Origin of the sequence: Sphingomonas sp. CFBP 13720, assembly GCF_014842075.1 — a bacterium.
In the GTDB taxonomy this organism is placed as follows: Bacteria; Pseudomonadota; Alphaproteobacteria; order Sphingomonadales; family Sphingomonadaceae; genus Sphingomonas.
The window spans coordinates 841,135-861,736 of record NZ_JACYVA010000001.1; the positions used below are offsets into that span (position 1 = coordinate 841,135).

Here is a 20,602-nt window from a genome sequence, read left to right on the forward strand (position 1 = left end):
CGGCCGGCATGACAAGAACGTATGAAGAACAGGGAATCGGGATGGACTTCAGGGATTTAGACATGAACGAAACCAGCGCCCCCACCCTCGACCTGCCGGTCGAAGCCCCCGCCGCCGCACCGGCCGCGCCGCGCGACAGCAAGACGGTCGACGTCCAGCTCTATGCCGTCGACGTCGATCATTCGCGCGACGCGCTGCTGACCGACTTCGGCAAGGATACGCTGAAGGACCGGTATCTGCTGCCAGGCGAATCCTATCAGGATCTGTTCGTGCGCGTCGCATCGGCCTATGCCGATGATCAGGCCCATGCCCAGCGGCTGTACGACTATATCTCGAAACTGTGGTTCATGCCCGCCACCCCCGTGCTGTCGAACGGCGGCACCGGACGCGGCCTGCCGATCAGCTGCTATCTCAACTCGGTTCCCGACAGCCTCGAAGGCATCGTCGAGACGTGGAACGAGAATGTGTGGCTGGCATCGCGCGGCGGCGGCATAGGCACCTATTGGGGCAGCGTGCGCGGCATCGGCGAACCGGTCGGGCTGAACGGCAAGACCAGCGGTATCATCCCGTTCGTCCGGGTGATGGATTCGCTGACGCTCGCCATTTCGCAGGGGTCGCTGCGTCGCGGGTCGGCGGCATGCTATCTCGACGTCAGCCACCCGGAGATCGAGGAGTTCCTCGAAATCCGCAAACCCTCGGGCGATTTCAACCGCAAGGCGCTGAACCTGCACCATGGCGTGCTGATCCCCGACGCGTTCATGGAAGCGGTGCGCGACGGTGCCGAATGGGTGCTTCGCAGCCCCAAGGACGGATCGCAGCGCGCGGTCGTCGATGCCCGGTCGCTGTTCCAGAAGCTGGTCGAAACCCGCCTCGCCACCGGCGAACCGTACATCGTGTTCAGCGATCATGTGAACAACGCGATGCCCAAGCATCACCGCGATCTGGGTCTCAAGGTATCCACTTCGAACCTGTGCAGCGAGATCACGCTGCCGACTGGCACCGATCATCTCGGCAACGACCGCACGGCGGTATGCTGCCTGTCGTCGCTGAACCTCGAAACCTGGGACGAATGGAACGGCGACAAGCGCTTCATCGAGGACGTGATGCGTTTCCTCGACAACGTGCTGACCGACTATATCGACCGCGCACCCGATGAAATGGCGCGCGCGCGTTATTCGGCATCGCGGGAGCGTTCGGTCGGTCTTGGCGTCATGGGCTTCCATTCGTTCCTGCAGGCACGCAGCCTGCCGTTCGAAGGCGCGATGGCGAAGGCGTGGAACCTGCGCATCTTCCGTCACGTCAGCGCACAGGTGAACGAGGCGTCGATGCACCTCGCCAACGAACGTGGCCCGTGCCCCGACGCGGCCGATATGGGCGTGATGGAACGGTTTTCGTGCAAGATGGCGATCGCGCCGACCGCATCGATCAGCATCATCTGCGGCGGCACCAGCGCGTGCATCGAACCGATCCCGGCGAACATCTATACCCACAAGACGCTGTCGGGATCGTGGTCGGTCAAGAATCCGTATCTCGAAAAGCTGTTGATCGCGAAGTCGAAGAACAGCGATGCGGTGTGGAACACGATCCTCGAACGCGGCGGATCGGTCCAGCATCTCGATTTCCTGACGGTCGAGGAAAAGGACACGTTCAAGACCTCGTTCGAAATCGACCAGCGCTGGCTGCTTGAACTGGCGGGCGACCGCACGCCGTTCATCGATCAGGCGCAGTCGCTCAACCTGTTCATCCCGGCGGACGTCGAGAAGTGGGATCTGCTGATGCTCCATTTCCGTGCATGGGAACTGGGCATCAAGTCGCTCTATTACCTACGGTCGAAGTCGGTGCAGCGCGCCGGTTTCGCCGGCGGGGTGGAAGCGGACAACACGTCCGAACTGGCGAAGTTCGATCTGGGCGAGACGACCGACTATGACGAATGTCTGGCCTGTCAGTAAGCGGACCGACGCCCGTTGCGGAAGCAACGGGCGGACAGCGGGGTCGCGTAGCGATCCCGTCTGACGGCTTGGCCGCAGTTGCCTTTTCGCCGCGCTCGTCATGCCAGCGCAGGCTGGCATCGCTCGCGGCAGGGCGCTCGCCTCGCGACGGAAGGACCCCAGCCTTCGCTGGGGTGACGGATGGGGAGACGAACCGGAGCGACGGCAACCGCCGCCACTCCGGTCCTTTCCCGACTTTAGACGTCCGAACCGCCTTCCTCGGTTTCGAACGTCACTGCGACATCGGCATTGGCGCTCAGGCGGACGGTGTCGCCCTCGACCTCGGCGACGAGGCCGCCGTCGATATAATGGTGATGACCGGCATGTGCGCTTTCGGCTCCTTCGACTTCCGCGCCGCTGTCCTTCTTGGTCAGCTTGATGCGGTCGCCCTCGACGCGGTCGACGGTGCCGACATGGACGCCGTCGGCGCCGATGACTTCGGCATGTTCGTTGATGTTGCTCAGATCGGCCATGGTGGTTCTCCTGTGGGTACGGCGATGGAACGCGCAGTGCCGGAGTTGGTCGCATGACGATGAATGTCGCGATCATGCTGTTCGTCGCGCTGGTTGCGGCGGGCGGTGGCGTGTGGCTGCTCGCGCGGTTGCGGTCGCGACCCACGCCGCAGTCGCGCTATGCCCATGGCATGGTCGGGATGATGGGGCTGGCCCTTGGGCTGATCCTCGCCATATTCGGCGTCGCGCAATGGTCGTGGGGGTCGGCGTGAGGCACCACCCCTGCCGTACTCCGGCGAAGACCGGGGTCCACCGCCACAGGCGACGACGACCGCAATTCCACATTCCCGTCCGCACGGTAGCACCACCAGTTTACATTTTTTCAGTTTTCCCGGAGTAATCCTCATGTCGCTCACCGAAGCCCGCAAGCAGTACAAGCCGTTCGAATACCCCTGGGCGTTCGATTTCTGGAAGCGTCAGCAGCAGATCCACTGGATGCCCGAAGAGGTGCCGTTGGGTGAGGATTGCCGCGACTGGGCGCAGAAGCTGACCCCGCACGAACGCAACCTGCTGACGCAGATCTTCCGCTTCTTCACCCAGGCGGATGTCGAGGTACAGGACTGCTATCACGAGAAATATGGCCGGATCTTCAAGCCGACCGAGGTCAAGATGATGCTTGCCGCCTTCTCCAACATGGAGACGGTGCATATCGCCGCGTACAGCCACCTGCTCGACACGATCGGCATGCCCGAGAGCGAATATGGCGCCTTCCTCGAATATAGCGAGATGAAGGACAAGCACGACTATCTTCAGAATTTCGGCGTCGATACCGACGAGGATATCGCCAAGACGCTGGCCATGTTCGGCGGCTTCACCGAAGGGCTGCAGCTGTTCGCGTCGTTCGCGATGCTGATGAACTTCCCGCGCTTCAACAAGATGAAGGGCATGGGGCAGATCGTGTCGTGGTCGGTCCGTGACGAAAGCCTGCACTGCGAAGGCATCATCAAGCTGTTCCACGCTTTCTGCAAGGAACGCGATTGCATGACGCGGTCGGTGCGCGACGACATCGCCGACATGTGTCAGACGACGGTCCGGCTGGAGGACAACTTCATCGATCTGGCGTTCGAAATGGGGCCGGTCCACGGCATGACTGCCAAGGAGATCAAGAAGTATATCCGCTACATCGCCGACTGGCGGCTGGGCCAGCTGGGGATGAAGCCGATCTATCTGATCGAGGAGCATCCGCTGCCGTGGCTTGCCCCGCTGCTCAACGGGGTCGAGCACGCCAACTTCTTCGAACAGCGCGCGACCGAATATTCGAAAGCGGCGACCCGCGGCAACTGGAACGAGGTCTGGGACGGCTTCGACAAGCGCCAGAAGGCGAAGATCATCGCCCCGGCGAACGAGGAAGCCAGCGGCATGGGCGACATGTTCGGGGGCGTGGCAGCGGAGTAAGCCGCACCGGCGAGGGCCCGCCTAAGCTGGCCCTCGCACTTGACGCCAAGCAATAACTATCGGTCTTTCAGGAATGGAAACTCGCATGCCGGTTATTATGCATTTTTCAACGTTCCTGAAATTTTTGACGCTTGATACCGGCGATAAGATTCGTCAGCTAGAGGGATATGCAACGCCCGGCGGATTTGACTTCTACCGATCCTCCCGAGATGGCATATTCTAGTACGCAGCGCATGGATTAGATCGGATACGCGTTGCTTCCGATATTGCTAAGATTGCTCCACCGAACGCTATTGCACATAATGTCGATATCTTCGAGAATGCCGCGAACTGGCTTGATAAGCAAAAGGGCGCTCGCTTTGCGCCATCAAGAGGAGTTTGGCGATCTCCACTCGGAAAATTTTCGGTACATATTGAACCGGAAATCGGTTTGGAAACTGGCTCCGAGAGGAAAGTTATCGCCGTTTACCCGCGGAAGGATCCACGACTGAATCGTGACAAGGCGGGAGCCGGTATTATACTTCTACGTCGAGCATATCGGGGCAATAGTACGGAAGGTTTCGGCATATTAGATGCGCACGGAGCAAAGGCATTCTGGAGCCCGACCAACGTTTCCGACGCGTTGTTGGACCGTGAGATTGAGACCATAGACGGAGAATTAGCCCGCATCATGGGCTAGTTGCGCTTTCGAACCGGCACCCGAAAGTCGGCAGGCTTGCCCGCCACCCATGTCAGAAACCGCGCTACGCCCGGCACCTGCCGCAACGTGTCCAGATCGGCGAGCGGCCCCGCCAGTTCGGCGTTGCTGGCGTTCGCATGAATCGTGCGGTGGCATACCGGATGCAGCGGTACGGTTTCGCGTCCGCCTTCGCTCTTGGGCACGCGATGGTGCCATTCGGTCCGGTTGCCGAGCGGACGACCGCACAGCGCGCAGACACTGGATGGCACCGGTCGATCGGCCAACGCCTGTGCTGTCGCCAGTCCTGCCTTTCGCCGCACCCGTCCTGTCACCGTCCGCTCCGCATCCTGCCAGTATAACGTGGCACATCGCGCAGTTGTTTCATCGACCGTTCACCTGAACTGCGGTTGAAGGAACGCCGTTCGCAATCGTCGGTTGATACGACCGACATTATTCAACGGAGTATGCGCGCCATGACTATCAGGACCTTGTTGATCGCCGCTGCCGCGATTGCCGCCACCACCACGCCGTCGATGGCGCGTCCGCGTTCGGTGCCGGTCTATTCGGACGCCAACCCCTATTATCTCGACTACAAGACCGACCTGTCCGAGGCGAAGCGCGAGCTGCGCAAGGATTTGGCGCGGGCCGACGACGCAGCGTCGCGCGAGGATGCGTGGCACGAATATCGTCGCGAGGTCGCCGATGCGCGCCACGACTTCCGCAAGGAAATGGCCGAGCGCGGCATGGTCATTCGCCGCGGCCGGGTAACGGTGGAGGAATAATTCCTCCCCGCACCGTGGCGTAACGAAAAAGGCTCCGGGCGTCGCCGCCCGGAGCCTTTTTGCTACGCAGATACAGGGGCGGGTCCGGTTACGCTGGACCCGCCCGGTCACGCCTTTAGAAGTGGGTGGTGAGACCCAGCATCGGACGGAAGCTGTGTGCCGAACCGAAGGTCGACACTTCACCGCGCAGACGCACGCCCGAGTTGCCGGTGATGCCGCCCAGACCGATGTCCTTCGGACCGACTTCGAAGCCGAGGCCGTAGGTCATTTCGTGGTAGTCGCGGCTGTCGTTGCCCAGCACCGCGAAGTTGGTCCACTGATACCCGACCTTACCGTACAGCAGGCCCGAGTCACCGGCGCGCACGCCGAAACGGCCCGCTGCGCCATACTGCCAATCGATGTCGCCCGAGATACCCTTCGACACCGAACCTTCGGCACCGACGAACACCGGACCCAGCGGTACGTTGAAGCCGACGATGCCTTCGACGAGGCTGCCGTTCAGCTTGTTGGTGCGCGGGGCGAGCGGAATGCCGGCGTCGGTGACTTCGGAATCGAACTGTTCCCAGCCGCCCAGAACCGCGACGTACGGCTCGAAACCGATGCCGCTGGTGCCATCGGGCGCCTCGACGACGGGAGCGGCGTCCTGCGCGAATGCGGGAGCGGCGGTGAGAGCGGCGACTGCAACGGCAGCGGCGAAAAGCGTACGCATAAAAGACCTCATCAGCGTTTACGGGCCCGACATCGAAAGCGCGTCGGTTCGTCCGTGGACCCTCTGAACCACTTTCGGCCCGGGTTGTTGCAATGATTCAGTCATTTTGCATACGAAATAGCCGAGTGTTGCAACGCAGCAACGGTATCTTGCCTCGACATGAACGAAGCAGGGCGGATTTGCCATGATTACGGTCGAACCATGGCGGAAACCCGCGCAGTTACGGCCGGACGGGACAGTCAATCACGCCCGACCGAAACGTCACATATGTTGCCGTCATGCAGCATATCGGGTGCAGGTCCACGCGGCGTACGGCGTTGTCGGCAGGATGCGTCGCCAAATGCGCATCTTCGCCGGACCGGAACAGGCGGACGAGCACGCCCGCTGTAATGGCAAAGGGAGGGTACGACGCCGCACGGCGACATACCCTCCCCCGGTATCGTCAGCCGACGCGCGATCCGGCCATCGGGAAGCTGCCGAACGCACCCGCGCCGACGGTTCCGCTGATCGTGTCGCCCTCGACCGTCGCTTCGCAATCGAGCGTCATCGGCATCGGCACCACGATCGACACCTTCCAGCTAAGCGTATCGCCCTCGACCTTGCCATCGGTGATTGCGGTCGATCCCAGCGCGCCGGAATAGGTCCCGGTCAAGCTGTTACCGTCGCTCTTGACGGTCAGAGTCGCCTTCTGGTCGCCCATCGGCGATTTGGTCACCGTATCCCAGCTTCCGTCCACATTCGCCATGATCGCTCTCCTTACTTGCCGCCTGCCGTCGTCGCGGCGGGGGTCGCCGATACCACCTCCACCGGCAGACCCAGCGCGTCAAGCTGCGGACGGACGGTGGCAGCGTTGCCGACCACGACATAGACGAAGCGGTTGGGGTCGATCGCCGCGCGTGCCGCCGCGTCCAGCTGTGCGGCGGTCAGCGCACGGTACTTCTGCGGCAACGTCGCCTGATAATCGTCGGGGCGACCGAGGAAGTCGTTGCTGCGCATCGCCGACAGCACCGCGCCGGCGGTTTCGAACGTACCGGCAAGCTGCCGGGTTTCGCCGTCGATCGTCCGACGGAATTCGACCGGGGTCGTGCCGTTTTTACCAAGATAGCCGCTGATCTGTTCGCGAAGCGACGCGATGGCCGGGCCCGTCTTGTCGGCCTGTACCGGTGCGTTGATGATATAGGGGACCGCGCCCTGCATCAGCTGATACCCGCCACGCGCGCCATAGGACCAGTGCTTCGCTTCGCGCAAATCCATGTTGATCCGGCTGAGGAATCCCGACCCCAGCACGGTGTTGGCGGTGGTGACCGCCAGCGTGTCCGACTTCGCCTTGATCGGCGTCAACTGTGCGGCGACGATCAGCGATTGCGGCGAATCGGGCCGATCGACCAGCACGATGCGCGGGCTGGCGGTGGTCACGGCGGCCGGGAACGTCTTGGTTCCCGCCGGACCGGTCGCGGTCCAGTTGCCCAGTGCTGCGTTCATCGCGGCCTGCACCTCGGCCAGCGGGCGATCGGACACGACGAACAGCTTCGCCTTGTCCGGCCGCAACCACGCGTTGCGCCATGCGATCAGGTCGTCGCGGGTCAGTGCGGCGACCGCCGCCGGGTCGCCCGCGCCCGCCGCCAGCTTCGCATAAGGCGACTGCGGTCCGTACAACAGCGGCGGCAGCGTCATGTCGGCGAGCCCCTGCGGGTTGGTGCGCTGCTGTGCGATGGCCGCCAGCACCTGTCCGCGCACCCGCTCGATTTCGGCGGGATCGAACGCGGGGTTGCGCAACACGTCGCTGAACAGGATCGCCGCGCTGTTCAGATTGGCGCTGGGCACGGTGAAACCCAGCGTCGTTTGATCAGGCGAATTACCGCCGCCGAACGACATGCCCAGCCGTTCCTTCGCCTCGCTCAACGCGATCGAATCGCGGGTGGTGGTTCCCTCGTCGATCAGCGTCAGCGTCATGCCGGCGGTGCCCAACTTGCCGGTCACGTCCGCCGCGACGCCCGCATCGAACGCCAGCGACACCTGCGTCACCGGTACGGCGGTCCGCTGTGCATAGACCAGCTCGATCCCGTTCGACAGGCGCGAACGAGTCACCTTGGGAAACTGCAGCGCGCTGACGTCGGCGACCGTCGGCATCGTGCCGCGCGTGCCGGCGACCGGTGCCTGCGCCGCTGCAGGTGCAGCGGGCGCCGCCGCGACCTTCGGGACGGCCTTGGCCTCCTCATATCCTTCGCGTGCGCCGGGTTCGACGATCAGCGTGTAACCGGGTCGCGACATCCACTTCACCGCCGCCGCCTGGGCGCGTGCGGGCGTCATCGTCGCCAGCTCGTTCAGCTCCTTTTTGTAGAAGCCCGGATCGCCCGCGAACAATTCGCCCGATGCCAGCGTTACGGCCTTGCCGCCGAATCCGCCGACCGATTCCAGACCCGAAATCGTGCCCGACGCGCTGGTCGCAGCAACGCGGGCGACCTCGTCGGCGGTCGGACCAGTGCGGAGATACTCGGCTATCAACTGGTCCAGCCGCGCCTCGACCTTCGCGGCGTCCACACCCGGCCGCACGATCGCACGCACGACCAGCAGGCCAGCCTGCGTCAGCGACTGAACGCCCGCCGATACCTGCACTGCCAGCTTCTCGCGCTTCACCAGCACGTTTTCCAGCCGTGACGACGCCAGCCCGCCGAACGCCGACATCGCGACGTCGAGCGCGGGTGCGTCCGGGTCGTTCAGCCCGGGCACCGCCCACGTCTTCATGACCATCGTCGCGGCGACGCGATCCTTCATCACCTCGCGCACCGGCGCGGCCAGCGTCGGCACGGCGATCGTCGGCAGGACCGATTCGGGCCCCTTCGCGATCGACCCGAAATATTTCTCGACCAGCGGCCGCGCTTCCTTCGCGTCGATGTCGCCCGCCAGCACGAGGATCGCGTTGTTCGGCCCGTAATGGCTGCGGAACCAGTTCTTGACGTCGTCGAGGCTGGCTGCGTCCAGATCGGCCATCGAACCGATCACCGAATGGCGGTACGGATGGCCGACCGGGAACAGCCCTTCGGTCATCTTGTATTTGACGAGGCCGTAGGGCTGGTTGTCGCCCTGCCGCTTTTCGTTCTGCACCACGCCGCGCTGTTCATCGAGCACGTCCTGCGTCACCGCGCCGAGCAGATAGCCCATGCGGTCGCTTTCGAGGAACAGCGCGCGGTCGAGCGCCGGACGCGGCACCGTTTCGAAATAATTGGTGCGATCATAGCTGGTCGTACCGTTCAGGTCGGTCGCGCCGATCGAACGCAGCGGATCGAAAAAGTCGCCCGGCGCATTCTCCGAACCGTTGAACATCAGATGTTCGAACAGATGCGCGAAACCCGTCTTGCCTTCCGGTTCGTGCTTCGACCCGACATCGTACCATACCGACACCGCGACGATCGGCGCCTTGCGGTCGGTGTGGGTGATGACGGTCAGCCCGTTCGGCAGCGTGAACTTCTCGTACGGAATGTTCACCGGTGCGACGAGCGCCGACAGCGGAGCGGCCTTCAGCGGCGCGGGAGCAGCGGGCTTTTGCTGCGCCAGCGCAGGGGCGCTCGCGAGCGCGGTGGAGGCCAGCAGAACGGATGCCACGGTACGAAACATGCAGACCCCTATGTATCGATAAACGGAATGGCGAAGGTCTATGGTTTCGGTGGATACCATGCAAGCGGCGAATGCAGGCGCTTTGACCCGAGAACGGGCTGTCGGCGAGGAATTGACAGTGCGGCCAACGGCTTCGCCGATACGACGAAAAACGGTTCCTTTTCGAAGCCAAGTGGCTATGCTGCACCGCATCATGATGACCCCGATCGAAAGCCTACGCTCGCTGGTGCGAACCGACCGCTTCGAACGCCTGTTGGCGATCGGATGGGAAGAAACCGGCGCTATTATCCTTGCCGCAATGGCGATCGGCGTCATCGGCGCGGTGCAACTGATCCGGTCCCGCTGACCCTTATCATGGATCGCATCGCGGTCGCGATCGTTCCGTGTCGCAGCATTTAGATCAAACAGCTGCGAGGAATGCCGATGCGCCCCATTTTTGCGACCATGATGTGTGCCCTTCTGGCAGCATGCGGCAATGCCGGATCGACGGACGCGGTCGCGGAGGGCGAAGGCAATCGGGTCGACCTGCGCCATCTGGTCGAAACCGACGTGGCGGGGGATGGTAACGAACGGCTGAAGCTGGAAGGAACGGTGATACCGACACCGTCCGATCCGAAGTCCCGATACGAACTGCTGCGGCAGCGCCGGACCGTCGCCGGCACCACCATCGCCATCCTGCGCCAGCAGCGCGGCGAACGTGTCGCCTATGCCCGCACCGAACTCGATTGCGACCGGCAGTTGTTCCATGTCGTCGGGGTCGCCGATACGCGCGTCCGTGTCGAAACCGATACCGCGCATGACGGCCCGCTACGCTCGACCGAAGGGCTTCCCCTGCGACAGGAACTCTCGCGCTTCATCTGCGCGCGGCAGAGTGCCTGACGATCGCTAGATAGCGGGCGGTACGGCCGGCGTCGCGACGACATCTTCGAACGCGGCGTCGGGTTCGGCCACCGGCACGCCGCTGCGCCGCCGTTCGAAACTGGTCAGGACGAAGAACAACAGGTTGCTCCCCTGCGTCAGCGCGCCGCCCGCGAGCAGCAGTGCCGCCATCGCGGCGCGCGGCCCATCGACGATATGGCTCATCTCCAGCGCGGCCGACAGGAACAACAGGTCGCGATTGGGAACCAGCGGCAGGCGGCTGATGACCATCTGAACGGTCAGGAAGGTGATCCACACCGTCCATGGTTCGGCGGGCAGCACCACTGCCCACTGCGTCGCCTGCAACAGCACGACGATCAGGATGCGCGCGACATGGATGCCAAGGACGGTCGCCGCCGTCTGCCACCGCACCGACAATATCTGGCTGCGCAACCGTAGCAGCAACGGCGTCAGGAACGCCGCCACCAGCAGCGCCGCGATCATGACACCGCCGGACGACTGCAGCCAGTCAGCGATCCATTTCGCGCGTCCGCTGGCCATGAACACGCACAGTAACGCCGACGTGATCGACGCCGATGCCAGCGCCGACAGGATCGCATTGTCCTTGATCGCCAGCAGCAGCGTCTTCGCCGGCATCCCCAGCCGCTGCCGCGCCCAAACGAACAGGTACAGTTCACCCGAATACCCGACGAACGCCGAATTGAAGACGCGCTTGCGGATGAACACCGGCAACGCACCCGGCACGCGGCGACCGAGCAGCAATCGGAATATCCAGACTTCCGAAACCGGCAGCGCCAGGAACATCATGATGAACAACAGGTAGAACCATGGCGTCCGTGGCAGCGCGGCGGCGACGTTCCCCCATCCGATCGCACGGACCTTCAGCACCAGCCACAACAGGATGCCGACGAAAAACAGCATGCGGAGCGCTTTGCCCAGACGCTTGGCGGCCGGGGTGTCGGACCAGCGCTGCAACGCATCGATACGGTCGGCCATGGTCATACAGGGAACACGCCCGCGTCACGCGAATCGGCGACAAACCGATCGAACGCAGCGCGCGTCTCCGTGTCCAGCCGGAAACGCGAATGTCGCCAGATCCCGCCCGGCAGCACCGCGCGCAGCCAATATTCGATCGCGGCGGCGGGGTTGTTACGTACCCGGCGCTCGAAATGGGTCCGTTCCCACGTATTGGCCCCGTGAAAGGCACGAACGAACAGCCCCGGCGCGTCGAGCACGCCGATGCGGTCGCGCGACCAGTGGTGCAGGAAGTCGGTATCCTCGCCCCGCCGCTTTTCGGGATAGCGCACCGCCGGGTCGGCACGGTGGACGATGCTGCCCGGCACGCCGGGCTCCAGTGTCCCGACATAGGGGTGATCGAACCAACGCGGCGCATCCAGATGCATCAGCGTACCGCGCAGCACACACGCATCCCTGCCCACGTCGAGCATGGCGATCTGTCGCGTCAGCCGGTCGGGATGATACCAATCGTCATCGTCCCACTGCGCGACGATCGATCCGCGCGCGAGGTCCAGCGTGCGGTTGCGCAGCGCGCCCAGCGTCACGTCCGGGGTCTTGGGAACCCGTTCGTAGCGAATACGATCCGCCGGGATATCGACGAACAGTGCGCCATAATCCTGATCGCCGTCGTCCACGACCACCAGTTCGCGATTGGACCATCGCTGGCGCAGGAAACAATCGACCGCACGCCGCGCCAGAGCAGCGCGATTCGCCGTCACCATCAGGCAGCTGACACGCGCGCCATTGTCGGACCAGTTCATCGCAATTGCATTAGCGGGGGACGCGCGCGGCGACAACTCGGGCCGCGTGCGACAACCGGGTAGCGTCCGGTCGCCGCCGCTGGTAGCCCGGCTTCGCGATGCGCATCCGGTTCGTCCTCACCTATCCCACACATCATGGCGTCGCCGATCTGGCGGAATGGCTGCGTTGGGACAATCGCGACCGGCGGATGCCCGGCATCCTCGCCGAACGCGGCGTCGATGTCGAATTATGGGGGCTGGCACGGACGCCGATCGACACCGTCTCGGCACTTCCGGGGATCGCGCCCTATCCAATCCGTCTGTTCGCACCCACTGATCCAGCGATACCTACGCGTCGGCAGACCAGCGAGACGATGATCGCCGCCGCGCGGGCCGACCCGACCGATCTGTTCGTGCTGGTCGGCAGCAACGGCGGCGCGGGGTATGACCTATTCGACCGGGTGTTGCGTCCCGACAGGCGGCGGTTCGCGGTCATCATCGGTGGCGATTACTGGAGCCGGATCGTATCCCACGCGGCCTTCGTCTTCCCTGAAACGACCGTGCAGGAACAGGCGCTTGCCCACCCGTTTCCGCGGTTCTGGCGGCGGCCGGTTCCAGCGGCGCGGATGCAGCGACTGCCCAAGACGATTGATACCGATCGCTTCGCCCCCCGCCCCGCCCCGCCCCGGTGGGACGTGATCGCGACCAGCCGCCTTACGCCGTACAAGCGCTTCGTCGAGATTGCGGCCCTCGCGGATCGGCACCGGGTGGCGGTAATCGGTGACGGACCGCAGGCGGCGGAACTGCGACGACGCTATCCGCAGGTCGACTGGCTGGGCCATGTCCCCAATGCGGAGGTTCCGGCGATGCTGACGCAGGCGCGGATGTTCCTGCATGCCGGCCGCCGCGATTATTTCCCGCGTGCCATTCCCGAAGCGATGGCGTGCGGACTGCCGGTCGCGGCGTTCGACGACCGGATCGGGACCGATGTGATTCCACCCGATTGCGGCCTGTTGCTGCGCGATCGCGATTATCGCGCGCGCGTCGCCGATCTGCTGAACCAACCCCCGCGGCTGGCGGCGATGGGCGTGGCTGCGCGCGCGCATGCGGTCGCGACGCACGGGCCGCGCTCGTCGGCGGTGGCGTGCGATTTGTTGATGGCGCTTGCCCAATGAACCGTTGGACGTTCGTCATCGCCTATTACAACGAGGCTGATTTCCTGCCCGCGACGCTGGCAGCGCTGGCGGCGCAGCGTGAGCCGATGCGGTTGATCCTGATCGACAACGGATCGACCGACGCTTCGCCCGATATCGCCGCCGCCTTTGCCGCGCCCGGTATCGAAACCGTGCTGCTGCACGAAGCGCGTCCGGGCAAGATCCATGCGCTGGAGACGGCGATGGCACATCTGACCACCGAGCTGGTCGCGTTCGGCGACGCCGACACCTTCTATCCGCCGCATTACATGACCGAAGCAACGCATGCGTTCGATGCTGATCCCGGCATCGTCGCGGTCATGGCGCTGGGCGTGGACCAATCGACTCAACCACTGCGACGGCGGCTCTATTCGGACGGCGTGACGCGACTGCTATCGAAACAGACGCATACCGGCGGCTATGGCCAGACGTTCCGCACGGCGGCGCTGGTCGCGGCAGGCGGCTTTTCGGAGGCGCACTGGCCCTATGTCCTGCTCGACCATGAGATCATCCAACGCGTCGCGAAGCTGGGACGGGTCGTCTATCCGCGTAATTTCTGGGCGATCCCGTCGCCTCGGCGGACCGACCGACGGCGAGTGCGGTGGACGCTGGCCGAACGGCTGCTGTACCACGCGACGCCGTTCGCGCTGAAGGACTGGTATTTCTACCGTTTCCTCGGCCCCCGGCTGAAAGCGCGGGGCATCACGCATCTCAACCTGCGCGATCAACCTTGGGAAACGAAGGGCTAGCCGGCTACCGATCGACGCGGAACAGCCCGTCGCTCACGACCTGCAACCCCGCGCCGATCGCCGCTGCCGCGCTGGCCAGTTCGGCCGGCGCGCGTGGATCGTCCGCCGCGATCTCGACCGGCCCGGCATGATCGCGCAGCGCGCGCGCGAGACGAATGGCGGGCCATGGGCACCGCATCCCGCGCGCGTCGATGCGGATCACTTGGTGTGGAAAGGGTTCTTGGGCGCGCGCATGTTGATCCGCACCGGCACCGCACCGAACCCGAATTCCTTGCGCAGGCCGTTGACCAGATAGCGCTTGTAGCTTTCGGGCAGGTCGTCGACGCGCGTGCCGAACAGGACGAAGCTGGGCGGACGGGTCTTGTTCTGCGTGATGTAGCGCATCTTGACGCGCTTGCCGCCGGGCGCGGGCGGCGGATTGGCTTCCAGCGCGCGTTCGAACCACCGGTTGAGCTGGCCGGTCGACACGCGACGGCTCCATGCCTCGCGCGATTCGAACGCCGCCTGGATCAGCACGTCCAGCCCCTTGCCGGTCGCGCCCGACACGGTGAGCAGCGGCACACCCTTGGCCTGTGCCAGCCCTTCGTCCAGCGCGCCCTTGACCCCGTTGAACAGCGACGACGCATGTTCGGCGATGTCCCATTTGTTCAGCGCGATCACCAGCGCGCGGCCTTCCTGCAACACGCGGTCGGCGATCTTGATGTCCTGAAGCTCCAGCCCGCGCGTTCCGTCCAGAAGGAGCACGACGACCTCAGCGAAATCGATCGCGTGCAGCGCGTCGGCGACCGACAGCTTTTCCAGCTTTTCCTGCACCCGCGCCTTTTTGCGCATGCCGGCGGTGTCGATCAGCCGGACGTCGCGAACGCGGCCCTCTGCATCGGTCCATTGCCAGTCGACCGCGATCGAATCGCGCGTGATACCCGCTTCCGGCCCGGTGATGAGCCGGTCCTGCCCGAGGAAGCGATTGATGAGCGTCGATTTGCCCGCGTTCGGTCGGCCGACGATCGCCAGCTTGAGGACCGCGTTCTCGGGGTCGTACTCCTCTTCGTCCTCGACCGGCTCCGGTTCGCGTTCCACGAACGGACGCAGCGCGTCGAACAGGTCGGCGACGCCTTCGCCATGTTCGGCGGACATCTGCACCGGATCGCCGAAGCCCAGCGCGAGCGATTCGAGCACGCCGTTTTCGCCAGCGCGACCTTCCGCCTTGTTGGCGACGAGGATGACGGTGCCGTCGGCCGAGCGCAGCCAGCGGGCGATTTCCTCGTCCAGCGGCGTGATGCCCGCGCGTGCATCGATCATGAACAGCGCGACATCGGCCATTTCGACCGCTGCCTGCGTCTGCATCCGCATCCGGCCGGGCAGCGTGGCGGCGTCGTCTTCCTCGAACCCGGCGGTGTCGACGATGGTGAAGTCGAGTCCGAGCAGATGCGCGTCGCCCTCGCGCCGGTCACGCGTCACGCCGGGCTGGTCGTCGACCAACGCCAGCCGCTTGCCGACAAGGCGGTTGAACAGCGTCGACTTGCCGACATTGGGGCGGCCGATGATCGCGACGACGGGGAGAGGCATGTAATTTCCTGGGGAACGGTGGTTGCCCGTCCTGTACGGGTAAATGGGCGTCCGGTCGAGTTTTGGCGCAAACCGGAATTTGTGACATTACTGGCCTGTTATCGACCCGATCGCGCATCGTCGTGGCCGACGCGGATACTCGCTATTACGACTCCGGCGAAGATGACCGGAAGCAGTTTCGACAGGCGCGCAAGATGCGCTGGTTGGAAAAACGCAACAGGCGATGGACATCGCGTGCGGCGACGCTCCTCTATAGCATGATGAGTTCAGGTGCACCCGTTCGTGCTGAGTAGCGACTGAGCGAAGTCGAAGGATGATCGGGTCGGATCGTCCCCCGGACGATCCTGAACCATGCGGGGCATGGTTCACCCGGTCATTATCGAAGCATCCGCGGCAGTCCTTCGATACGCCATTTCGACAAGCTCAATGGCACTCAGGATAAGCGGTCACACCTTACATAATCACGCTTCGAAGCGACCGGGAAAGAACCGGGAGCGGCATGGATCGCCGCCCCCGCCCCGTCACTTCCAGGCGGTCAGCGTTCCGGCATCGTCGAGCAGGTACAGCATCCCGTTCGCGACGACCGGCGAGAGGGTGTAGCCGCCCTTCGACCGGGTATCGACGGTCGAGGTGATGCTGCCGTCGGTGGTGGATGCGGAAACCAGTTCGCCGAGCGAGTTAGCGAGCAGCAGGCGGTTGCCCGCAAGCACCGGACCGACCCAGCCGATCGGGTTGCGCTTCTTCTTCATGTTGCGGAAACCGGGCAGTTGCTGAACCCAGCGCAGCTTGCCGCTGCCGCGCGAAATGCACAGCAGGCGCGCGTCGTCGGTGACGACGAAGATCCATTCGCCCGCGACCCATGGCGTGGTGATGCCCGCCAGATTCTGTTCCCACAGCCGCTGGCCCGAAGTCAGTTCGAGCGCAACCATGCGTCCACCCTGCCCCACGGCATAGACGCGGCCATTGTCGATCACCGGTTCGGCATCGATATCAGCCAGCGCGGACACCGACGTGGATGCCGACGTGCGTGACAGGCTGTCGGCCCACACCGAACGGCCGTTTTCATACCGATAGGCGTTGAGTTCGCCCGAGGAGAAACCGGCGACGACCGTCCCCTGTGCCAGCGCGGGCGCGGCGACGCCGAACACGCCCTGCGATTCGAGACTGCCCGACTGGGTCCACACCACGCGGCCATCGGCCTGGCTGAGCGCGAACATCTGGTTGTCCTGGCTCACGACGTACAACTGGCCTTCCTCGACGGTCGGCGCACCGCGCAGCGGACCGCCCGGCTTCACCCGCCAGATTTCGGTGCCGTCAGCCACGTTGAACGCGACGACATCGCCCAGCCCGTTGGTGGCGAACGCGCGCGCTCCATCGACGCTGACCCCGCCACCGAAGCGTGCCGGCTGGTTCTCTTTCCCCTTGACGGTCGGCGCGGTCCACACGGTCGCACCGGTATCGGCCGCCATCGCGGTGACGACGCCGTCGACGTCGATAACATACAACCGCCCGCCCGCCACGACCGGCGCCGCGGCAAGCCGCGTGCGCGTGTTGCCGCCCGCGATCCGTACCGACCATGCCTGGGTCAGCGTATCGCCGATCGCCAGATGCCCCATGGATTTGGATGCGTTGCCGCCCGGCTGGTTCCAGTCGCCGTTGGTCGTCGCGATCGGCAGCACCACCTGCACTTCGGCCAGCGTGGGATCGGCGATCGCCAGATCTTCGGACGCGAGGATCGACACGCGCTGTCCGACCACCGGCGTCTTCGACGGGCCACCGCCCTTGAAGATGCCGCAGCCGCTCAACAGCGCCATCGCAGCGAATGCCGCCGAAAGTTTCAGATGCGTCTTCATGGGAACGATACTTCCGGTAGCGAGAGTTACTGGGCCGCGGTCTGGTTGGCCGGGCCGGACTGGTCGACGGCGTCGACGCCCAGCGATCCGGCCATCTGCACCGCCCGCCCGCGCAGGCTTTGGGGCACGCCTTCGGTCTGTGCGATCAGGCCATAAAGGCGTCCGGCCTCCGGCAGCTTGTTCTGGCGGATATAGGCGACCGCGACCATCTCGCCCGCGCTGCCCAGCCACGGGCTGCCCTTGTCCGCCAGACCGCGCAGCCGGTCGATGACCTGTTGCGGCTGCAGCGAATCATATTCGACCGACGTCTGCCGGACCAGTGCGAGATCGCGGAACGGCTGCGCCAGCGATTCGTCGGCGGCGACCTTTGCGAATGCGGCGGCCGCACCCTTCAGATCCTTGCGCGACAACAGCATGTCGGCCTGCGTCAACAAAGCGGTGGCCCGCACCGCGTCGCGATCCGACGTCGTCAATTTCGCCACGGCGGCATCGGCCTGCGCCGCACGGCCGGCGGCGATATCGTCGAGCGCGGTGGCAAGCTGCTCGCCCTGTTCGCCCGCCTGTTGCGTCTGGCGGTGTTGCCAGAACGTCCATGCGCCGAACGCGACCAGCGCGGCGATGACCGCGCCGATGATCCACAGGCCATAGCGGCGGCCGATATCGCTCACCTTCTCACGACGGAGTTCGTCGTCCACTTCGCGCAGGAAGGCGTCGTTATTCTGCGGGGTCAGCGCCAAGGGGTCGGCTCCACGGGGTTGGGCAAGCGCGCTCCTTTAGCCGGATGGCGCGCGAAACGGAAGCGAATGGTACGGCCGGTCAGGGCCGTGGCGGATAGAGCTGTTCCGCGCCGGGAAAGGCGCGCGACCGCACATCGTCGGCATAGGTCGCCACCGCGCCGGAAATATGGCCGGACAGGTCGTCGAACCGCTTCACGAAGCGCGCGGTGCGTTCGAACATGCCCAGCATGTCTTCCGCCACCAGCACCTGTCCGTCGCATTGCGCCGACGCGCCGATCCCGATCGTGGGACAGGCGACGGCGCGGGTGATGTCGATCGCGATCGGTTCGACCACGCCTTCGATCACGATCGAAAACGCGCCCGCATCGGCGATGGCGGTGGCATCCGCCACGATCTTCGCCGCTTCCTCCGGCGTCCGTCCCCGCGCGCCATAGCCGCCAAGCTGGTTCACCGCCTGTGGCGTCAGACCGACATGGCCCATCACGGGAATACCGCGCGCCGACAGGAATGCGACCGTTTCCGCCATCGCGGTGCCGCCTTCCAGCTTTACCGCCGCCGCGCCGGTCGCCTTCATCAGCATCGCCGCGCTTTCGAACGCTTGTGCCGGGCTCGCTTCATAGCTGCCGAACGGCATGTCGATCACCACTACCGCATGGTAGCTGCCCCGCACCACCGCCGCACCGTGGGCGGCCATCATGTCGAGCGTGACCGGCACGGTCGACGGCAGGCCATAGATCACCTGGCCCAGGCTGTCTCCGACCAGCAGCATGTCGCAATGCGGGTCGAGCAGTTGCGCCATCCGCACGGTATAGGCGGTGAGCATGACCAGCGGCGTCCCGCCCTTCGCCGCACGGATCGCGGGAATGGTCAGGCGCTTCATGGGTGCCGGGGTCGGCGTCGCGCGGCTGGTGGCGGTGTCGATCGTGAAGGTCGTGGACATGCGCGACGGTTTAGGCCGGGGCCACGCGAACGGCAACGCCGGGGTTCAGCGCAGCCAGTGACGCCCAACGCCGCGCCGAGCGATCGCCAGTTGCAGCAGCGCGATAATGAAGATCACCAGCGGGAACGGCACGGTCGCCAACGCCCCCTTTGCCGCGATCAGATCGGTCGCGGCGAACACCCAGCCGAACTGCACCGCCACCGCCATCAACGACACGCCGAACAGGACCGCGCTCCACCGTCGTCCGGCAAGCATCAGCGCCGAGCCGAGCAATCCGCCCCATGTTGCGGCGGCATAGACCCAGTCGAACCAGCCGGGACGCGCCAGCCAGAAACGGCGATCATAGTCCGGCAACGCCGCGAGCCCGGCCGGTCCCAGCGTGGCATGCGAATAGAACGCATAGACCCCGGCCATCCCCCACACCAGAAACAGCACGCCGATCGCCCGGAACCATGGCGGCGGGGTTCGGGTGCGGGCAAAGGTTGGTGGCATGCGGCTCCCCGGGGTCGACTCGTTACTGGAGCGTAATGGCGGACGGGATCGGCTGGCAATCGTTTCTTATATCCATATTAACCGAAACGCGCAGTGTAGCGTTCGGTTTTGAATCCGATTTCGAACCCGTCGGCATCGACCAGTACCGGGCGGCGGATCATCGACGGCTGGGCGAGCATCAATGCGGCGGCACGATCCCGGTCAAGGTCCGCGCGCTGATCGTCGGGCAGTGTACGAAAGGTCGTTCCGCTGCGGTTGAGCAGCGCTTCCCAACCCAGCGCATCGATCCAGCCGTTCAGCGTCACCGCGTCGATGCCGGCAGTCTTGTAGTCGTGGAAACGATAGGCGACGCCATGCGCGTCGAGCCACGCCCGCGCCTTGCGCACCGTGTCGCAATTGCGGATGCCGTACAGGGTCGTCATGCGGATCGGTCCTTCGTCGCGTCGCGGGGACGGGATCGTTAGCTCGGCGCGACGCTGCCGTCATCCGTGGCGAGCGGCGTAGTTTGCACGTCGCGGAAGTCGGATACCTGTCGCGAACGGGACGGCTGGAACGGCCGATCCGACGACGGTCGAAGGGCGTTCGATGGCGTTGGTGCTCCTGCGCGTTCCGTAGACGTCGTTCCAAGCCTTCAGAGTCGATCTGGCCGCTCCCGGAGGCGCGTGTCGTCGGGAACCTTCAATGCAGACGGCGGCTTCGCAGTGCCCGTGCATGTCGAACCGACGGTCCAGCGTCGGTCCGCACTCGTCGGCAGGG

The 20,602-nt window shown here is 64.7% G+C and carries 22 protein-coding genes; 8 read left to right on the plus strand and 14 right to left on the minus strand.

The window, feature by feature from the left end; translation table 11 throughout:
- Positions 1–62: 62 nt before the first annotated feature.
- Positions 63–1,949: a ribonucleoside-diphosphate reductase subunit alpha gene (locus IFT55_RS04035; protein WP_192089269.1), complete on the plus strand. Its 1,887-nt coding sequence runs from the start codon at positions 63–65 to the stop codon at positions 1,947–1,949.
- Between the two features lie 236 nt (positions 1,950–2,185).
- Here the strand turns inward: IFT55_RS04035 and IFT55_RS04040 are convergent, their stop codons facing one another.
- Positions 2,186–2,461, minus strand: a complete 276-nt coding sequence (locus tag IFT55_RS04040; RefSeq protein WP_192089271.1) for a DUF2171 domain-containing protein — start codon at positions 2,459–2,461, stop codon at positions 2,186–2,188.
- 53 nt (positions 2,462–2,514) lie between these two features.
- Here IFT55_RS04040 and IFT55_RS04045 point away from each other — a divergent pair, with 53 nt between their 5' ends.
- Both IFT55_RS04045 and IFT55_RS04050 read left to right on the plus strand, forming a co-directional pair.
- A complete protein-coding gene (locus IFT55_RS04045; protein WP_192089273.1) occupies positions 2,515–2,712 on the plus strand; it encodes a hypothetical protein in 198 nt (65 codons plus the stop codon).
- Between the two features lie 133 nt (positions 2,713–2,845).
- Positions 2,846–3,895, plus strand: a complete 1,050-nt coding sequence (locus tag IFT55_RS04050) for a ribonucleotide-diphosphate reductase subunit beta (RefSeq protein WP_192089275.1) — start codon at positions 2,846–2,848, stop codon at positions 3,893–3,895.
- Between the two features lie 675 nt (positions 3,896–4,570).
- Here IFT55_RS04050 and IFT55_RS04055 read toward each other — a convergent pair.
- Positions 4,571–4,858 (minus strand): HNH endonuclease, encoded by a 288-nt coding sequence (locus IFT55_RS04055; RefSeq protein ID WP_197976329.1) that lies wholly within the window; start codon positions 4,856–4,858, stop codon positions 4,571–4,573.
- Positions 4,859–5,047: 189 nt separating this feature from the next.
- Between IFT55_RS04055 and IFT55_RS04060 the strand changes: the two genes are divergently transcribed.
- Complete coding sequence (locus IFT55_RS04060; RefSeq protein WP_192089277.1) at positions 5,048–5,356, plus strand: hypothetical protein; 309 nt, start codon at positions 5,048–5,050, stop codon at positions 5,354–5,356.
- A gap of 115 nt (positions 5,357–5,471) precedes the next feature.
- Here IFT55_RS04060 and IFT55_RS04065 read toward each other — a convergent pair whose 3' ends face one another.
- The 3 genes from IFT55_RS04065 to IFT55_RS04075 all read right to left on the minus strand — a co-directional run bounded on the left by IFT55_RS04065 (position 5,472) and on the right by IFT55_RS04075 (position 9,680).
- Positions 5,472–6,065, minus strand: a complete 594-nt coding sequence (locus IFT55_RS04065) for an opacity protein (protein ID WP_192089279.1) — start codon at positions 6,063–6,065, stop codon at positions 5,472–5,474.
- 442 nt (positions 6,066–6,507) lie between these two features.
- Complete coding sequence (locus tag IFT55_RS04070) at positions 6,508–6,810, minus strand: hypothetical protein (RefSeq protein ID WP_192089281.1); 303 nt, start codon at positions 6,808–6,810, stop codon at positions 6,508–6,510.
- 11 nt (positions 6,811–6,821) lie between these two features.
- Positions 6,822–9,680 (minus strand): M16 family metallopeptidase, encoded by a 2,859-nt coding sequence (locus IFT55_RS04075; protein ID WP_192089283.1) that lies wholly within the window; start codon positions 9,678–9,680, stop codon positions 6,822–6,824.
- Positions 9,681–9,852: 172 nt separating this feature from the next.
- On the opposite strand from IFT55_RS04075, the gene IFT55_RS04080 reads away from it, so the two are divergent.
- Positions 9,853–10,026: a hypothetical protein gene (locus IFT55_RS04080; protein WP_192089285.1), complete on the plus strand. Its 174-nt coding sequence runs from the start codon at positions 9,853–9,855 to the stop codon at positions 10,024–10,026.
- Positions 10,027–10,103: 77 nt separating this feature from the next.
- The gene (locus tag IFT55_RS04085; protein WP_192089287.1) at positions 10,104–10,559 is read left to right on the plus strand and encodes a hypothetical protein; all 456 of its coding nucleotides are present in this window, start codon (positions 10,104–10,106) and stop codon (positions 10,557–10,559) included.
- 6 nt (positions 10,560–10,565) lie between these two features.
- On the opposite strand, the gene IFT55_RS04090 is transcribed toward IFT55_RS04085, so the two are convergent.
- Positions 10,566–11,555 carry a hypothetical protein gene (locus IFT55_RS04090; RefSeq protein ID WP_192089289.1) on the minus strand — a complete coding sequence of 330 codons (990 nt, stop codon included), beginning with the start codon at positions 11,553–11,555 and terminating at the stop codon, positions 10,566–10,568.
- Positions 11,556–11,557: 2 nt separating this feature from the next.
- Positions 11,558–12,337, minus strand: a complete 780-nt coding sequence (locus IFT55_RS04095; RefSeq protein WP_192089291.1) for a glycosyltransferase family A protein — start codon at positions 12,335–12,337, stop codon at positions 11,558–11,560.
- Positions 12,338–12,435: 98 nt separating this feature from the next.
- On the opposite strand from IFT55_RS04095, the gene IFT55_RS04100 reads away from it, so the two are divergent.
- Positions 12,436–13,491 (plus strand): glycosyltransferase, encoded by a 1,056-nt coding sequence (locus IFT55_RS04100; protein WP_192089293.1) that lies wholly within the window; start codon positions 12,436–12,438, stop codon positions 13,489–13,491.
- Positions 13,488–14,258, plus strand: coding sequence for a glycosyltransferase family 2 protein (locus IFT55_RS04105; protein ID WP_192089295.1), 771 nt, complete (start codon positions 13,488–13,490; stop codon positions 14,256–14,258). The genes IFT55_RS04100 and IFT55_RS04105 overlap by 4 nt, the downstream gene beginning before the upstream one ends.
- Before the next feature lie 4 nt (positions 14,259–14,262).
- Here the strand turns inward: IFT55_RS04105 and IFT55_RS04110 are convergent, their stop codons facing one another.
- The 7 genes from IFT55_RS04110 to IFT55_RS04140 all read right to left on the minus strand — a co-directional run bounded on the left by IFT55_RS04110 (position 14,263) and on the right by IFT55_RS04140 (position 20,268).
- Positions 14,263–14,460, minus strand: a complete 198-nt coding sequence (locus tag IFT55_RS04110; RefSeq protein ID WP_342029226.1) for a sulfurtransferase TusA family protein — start codon at positions 14,458–14,460, stop codon at positions 14,263–14,265.
- Complete coding sequence (der, locus tag IFT55_RS04115) at positions 14,457–15,824, minus strand: ribosome biogenesis GTPase Der (RefSeq protein WP_192089297.1); 1,368 nt, start codon at positions 15,822–15,824, stop codon at positions 14,457–14,459. Before der ends, IFT55_RS04110 begins: the two co-directional genes overlap by 4 nt.
- A gap of 521 nt (positions 15,825–16,345) precedes the next feature.
- Positions 16,346–17,677: an outer membrane protein assembly factor BamB family protein gene (locus IFT55_RS04120; RefSeq protein WP_192089299.1), complete on the minus strand. Its 1,332-nt coding sequence runs from the start codon at positions 17,675–17,677 to the stop codon at positions 16,346–16,348.
- A 26-nt stretch (positions 17,678–17,703) separates the two neighbouring features.
- On the minus strand, positions 17,704–18,414 hold the full coding sequence (locus tag IFT55_RS04125) for a tetratricopeptide repeat protein (protein ID WP_192089301.1): 711 nt from the start codon (positions 18,412–18,414) through the stop codon (positions 17,704–17,706).
- Between the two features lie 79 nt (positions 18,415–18,493).
- Positions 18,494–19,354, minus strand: a complete 861-nt coding sequence (gene panB / locus IFT55_RS04130) for a 3-methyl-2-oxobutanoate hydroxymethyltransferase (RefSeq protein WP_192089302.1) — start codon at positions 19,352–19,354, stop codon at positions 18,494–18,496.
- 45 nt (positions 19,355–19,399) lie between these two features.
- Positions 19,400–19,846: a hypothetical protein gene (locus IFT55_RS04135; RefSeq protein ID WP_192089304.1), complete on the minus strand. Its 447-nt coding sequence runs from the start codon at positions 19,844–19,846 to the stop codon at positions 19,400–19,402.
- 77 nt (positions 19,847–19,923) lie between these two features.
- Complete coding sequence (locus tag IFT55_RS04140; protein ID WP_192089306.1) at positions 19,924–20,268, minus strand: ArsC family reductase; 345 nt, start codon at positions 20,266–20,268, stop codon at positions 19,924–19,926.
- Positions 20,269–20,602 lie beyond the last annotated feature (334 nt).

What these genes read in the sequence shown, in the direction of transcription:
- IFT55_RS04065 (WP_192089279.1), bottom strand. Translation starts at nt 6,065, where the DNA reads ATGCGTACGCTTTTCGCCGCTGCCGTTGCAGTCGCCGCTCTCACCGCC.
- IFT55_RS04085 (WP_192089287.1), top strand. Translation starts at nt 10,104, where the DNA reads ATGCGCCCCATTTTTGCGACCATGATGTGTGCCCTTCTGGCAGCATGC.
- IFT55_RS04095 (WP_192089291.1), bottom strand. Translation starts at nt 12,337, where the DNA reads ATGAACTGGTCCGACAATGGCGCGCGTGTCAGCTGCCTGATGGTGACG.
- IFT55_RS04135 (WP_192089304.1), bottom strand. Translation starts at nt 19,846, where the DNA reads ATGCCACCAACCTTTGCCCGCACCCGAACCCCGCCGCCATGGTTCCGG.
- IFT55_RS04075 (WP_192089283.1), bottom strand. Translation starts at nt 9,680, where the DNA reads ATGTTTCGTACCGTGGCATCCGTTCTGCTGGCCTCCACCGCGCTCGCG.
- IFT55_RS04140 (WP_192089306.1), bottom strand. Translation starts at nt 20,268, where the DNA reads ATGACGACCCTGTACGGCATCCGCAATTGCGACACGGTGCGCAAGGCG.
- IFT55_RS04070 (WP_192089281.1), bottom strand. Translation starts at nt 6,810, where the DNA reads ATGGCGAATGTGGACGGAAGCTGGGATACGGTGACCAAATCGCCGATG.
- der (WP_192089297.1), bottom strand. Translation starts at nt 15,824, where the DNA reads ATGCCTCTCCCCGTCGTCGCGATCATCGGCCGCCCCAATGTCGGCAAG.
- IFT55_RS04090 (WP_192089289.1), bottom strand. Translation starts at nt 11,555, where the DNA reads ATGGCCGACCGTATCGATGCGTTGCAGCGCTGGTCCGACACCCCGGCC.
- IFT55_RS04100 (WP_192089293.1), top strand. Translation starts at nt 12,436, where the DNA reads ATGCGCATCCGGTTCGTCCTCACCTATCCCACACATCATGGCGTCGCC.
- IFT55_RS04120 (WP_192089299.1), bottom strand. Translation starts at nt 17,677, where the DNA reads ATGAAGACGCATCTGAAACTTTCGGCGGCATTCGCTGCGATGGCGCTG.
- IFT55_RS04035 (WP_192089269.1), top strand. Translation starts at nt 63, where the DNA reads ATGAACGAAACCAGCGCCCCCACCCTCGACCTGCCGGTCGAAGCCCCC.
- IFT55_RS04045 (WP_192089273.1), top strand. Translation starts at nt 2,515, where the DNA reads ATGACGATGAATGTCGCGATCATGCTGTTCGTCGCGCTGGTTGCGGCG.
- panB (WP_192089302.1), bottom strand. Translation starts at nt 19,354, where the DNA reads ATGTCCACGACCTTCACGATCGACACCGCCACCAGCCGCGCGACGCCG.
- IFT55_RS04060 (WP_192089277.1), top strand. Translation starts at nt 5,048, where the DNA reads ATGACTATCAGGACCTTGTTGATCGCCGCTGCCGCGATTGCCGCCACC.
- IFT55_RS04040 (WP_192089271.1), bottom strand. Translation starts at nt 2,461, where the DNA reads ATGGCCGATCTGAGCAACATCAACGAACATGCCGAAGTCATCGGCGCC.
- IFT55_RS04105 (WP_192089295.1), top strand. Translation starts at nt 13,488, where the DNA reads ATGAACCGTTGGACGTTCGTCATCGCCTATTACAACGAGGCTGATTTC.
- IFT55_RS04050 (WP_192089275.1), top strand. Translation starts at nt 2,846, where the DNA reads ATGTCGCTCACCGAAGCCCGCAAGCAGTACAAGCCGTTCGAATACCCC.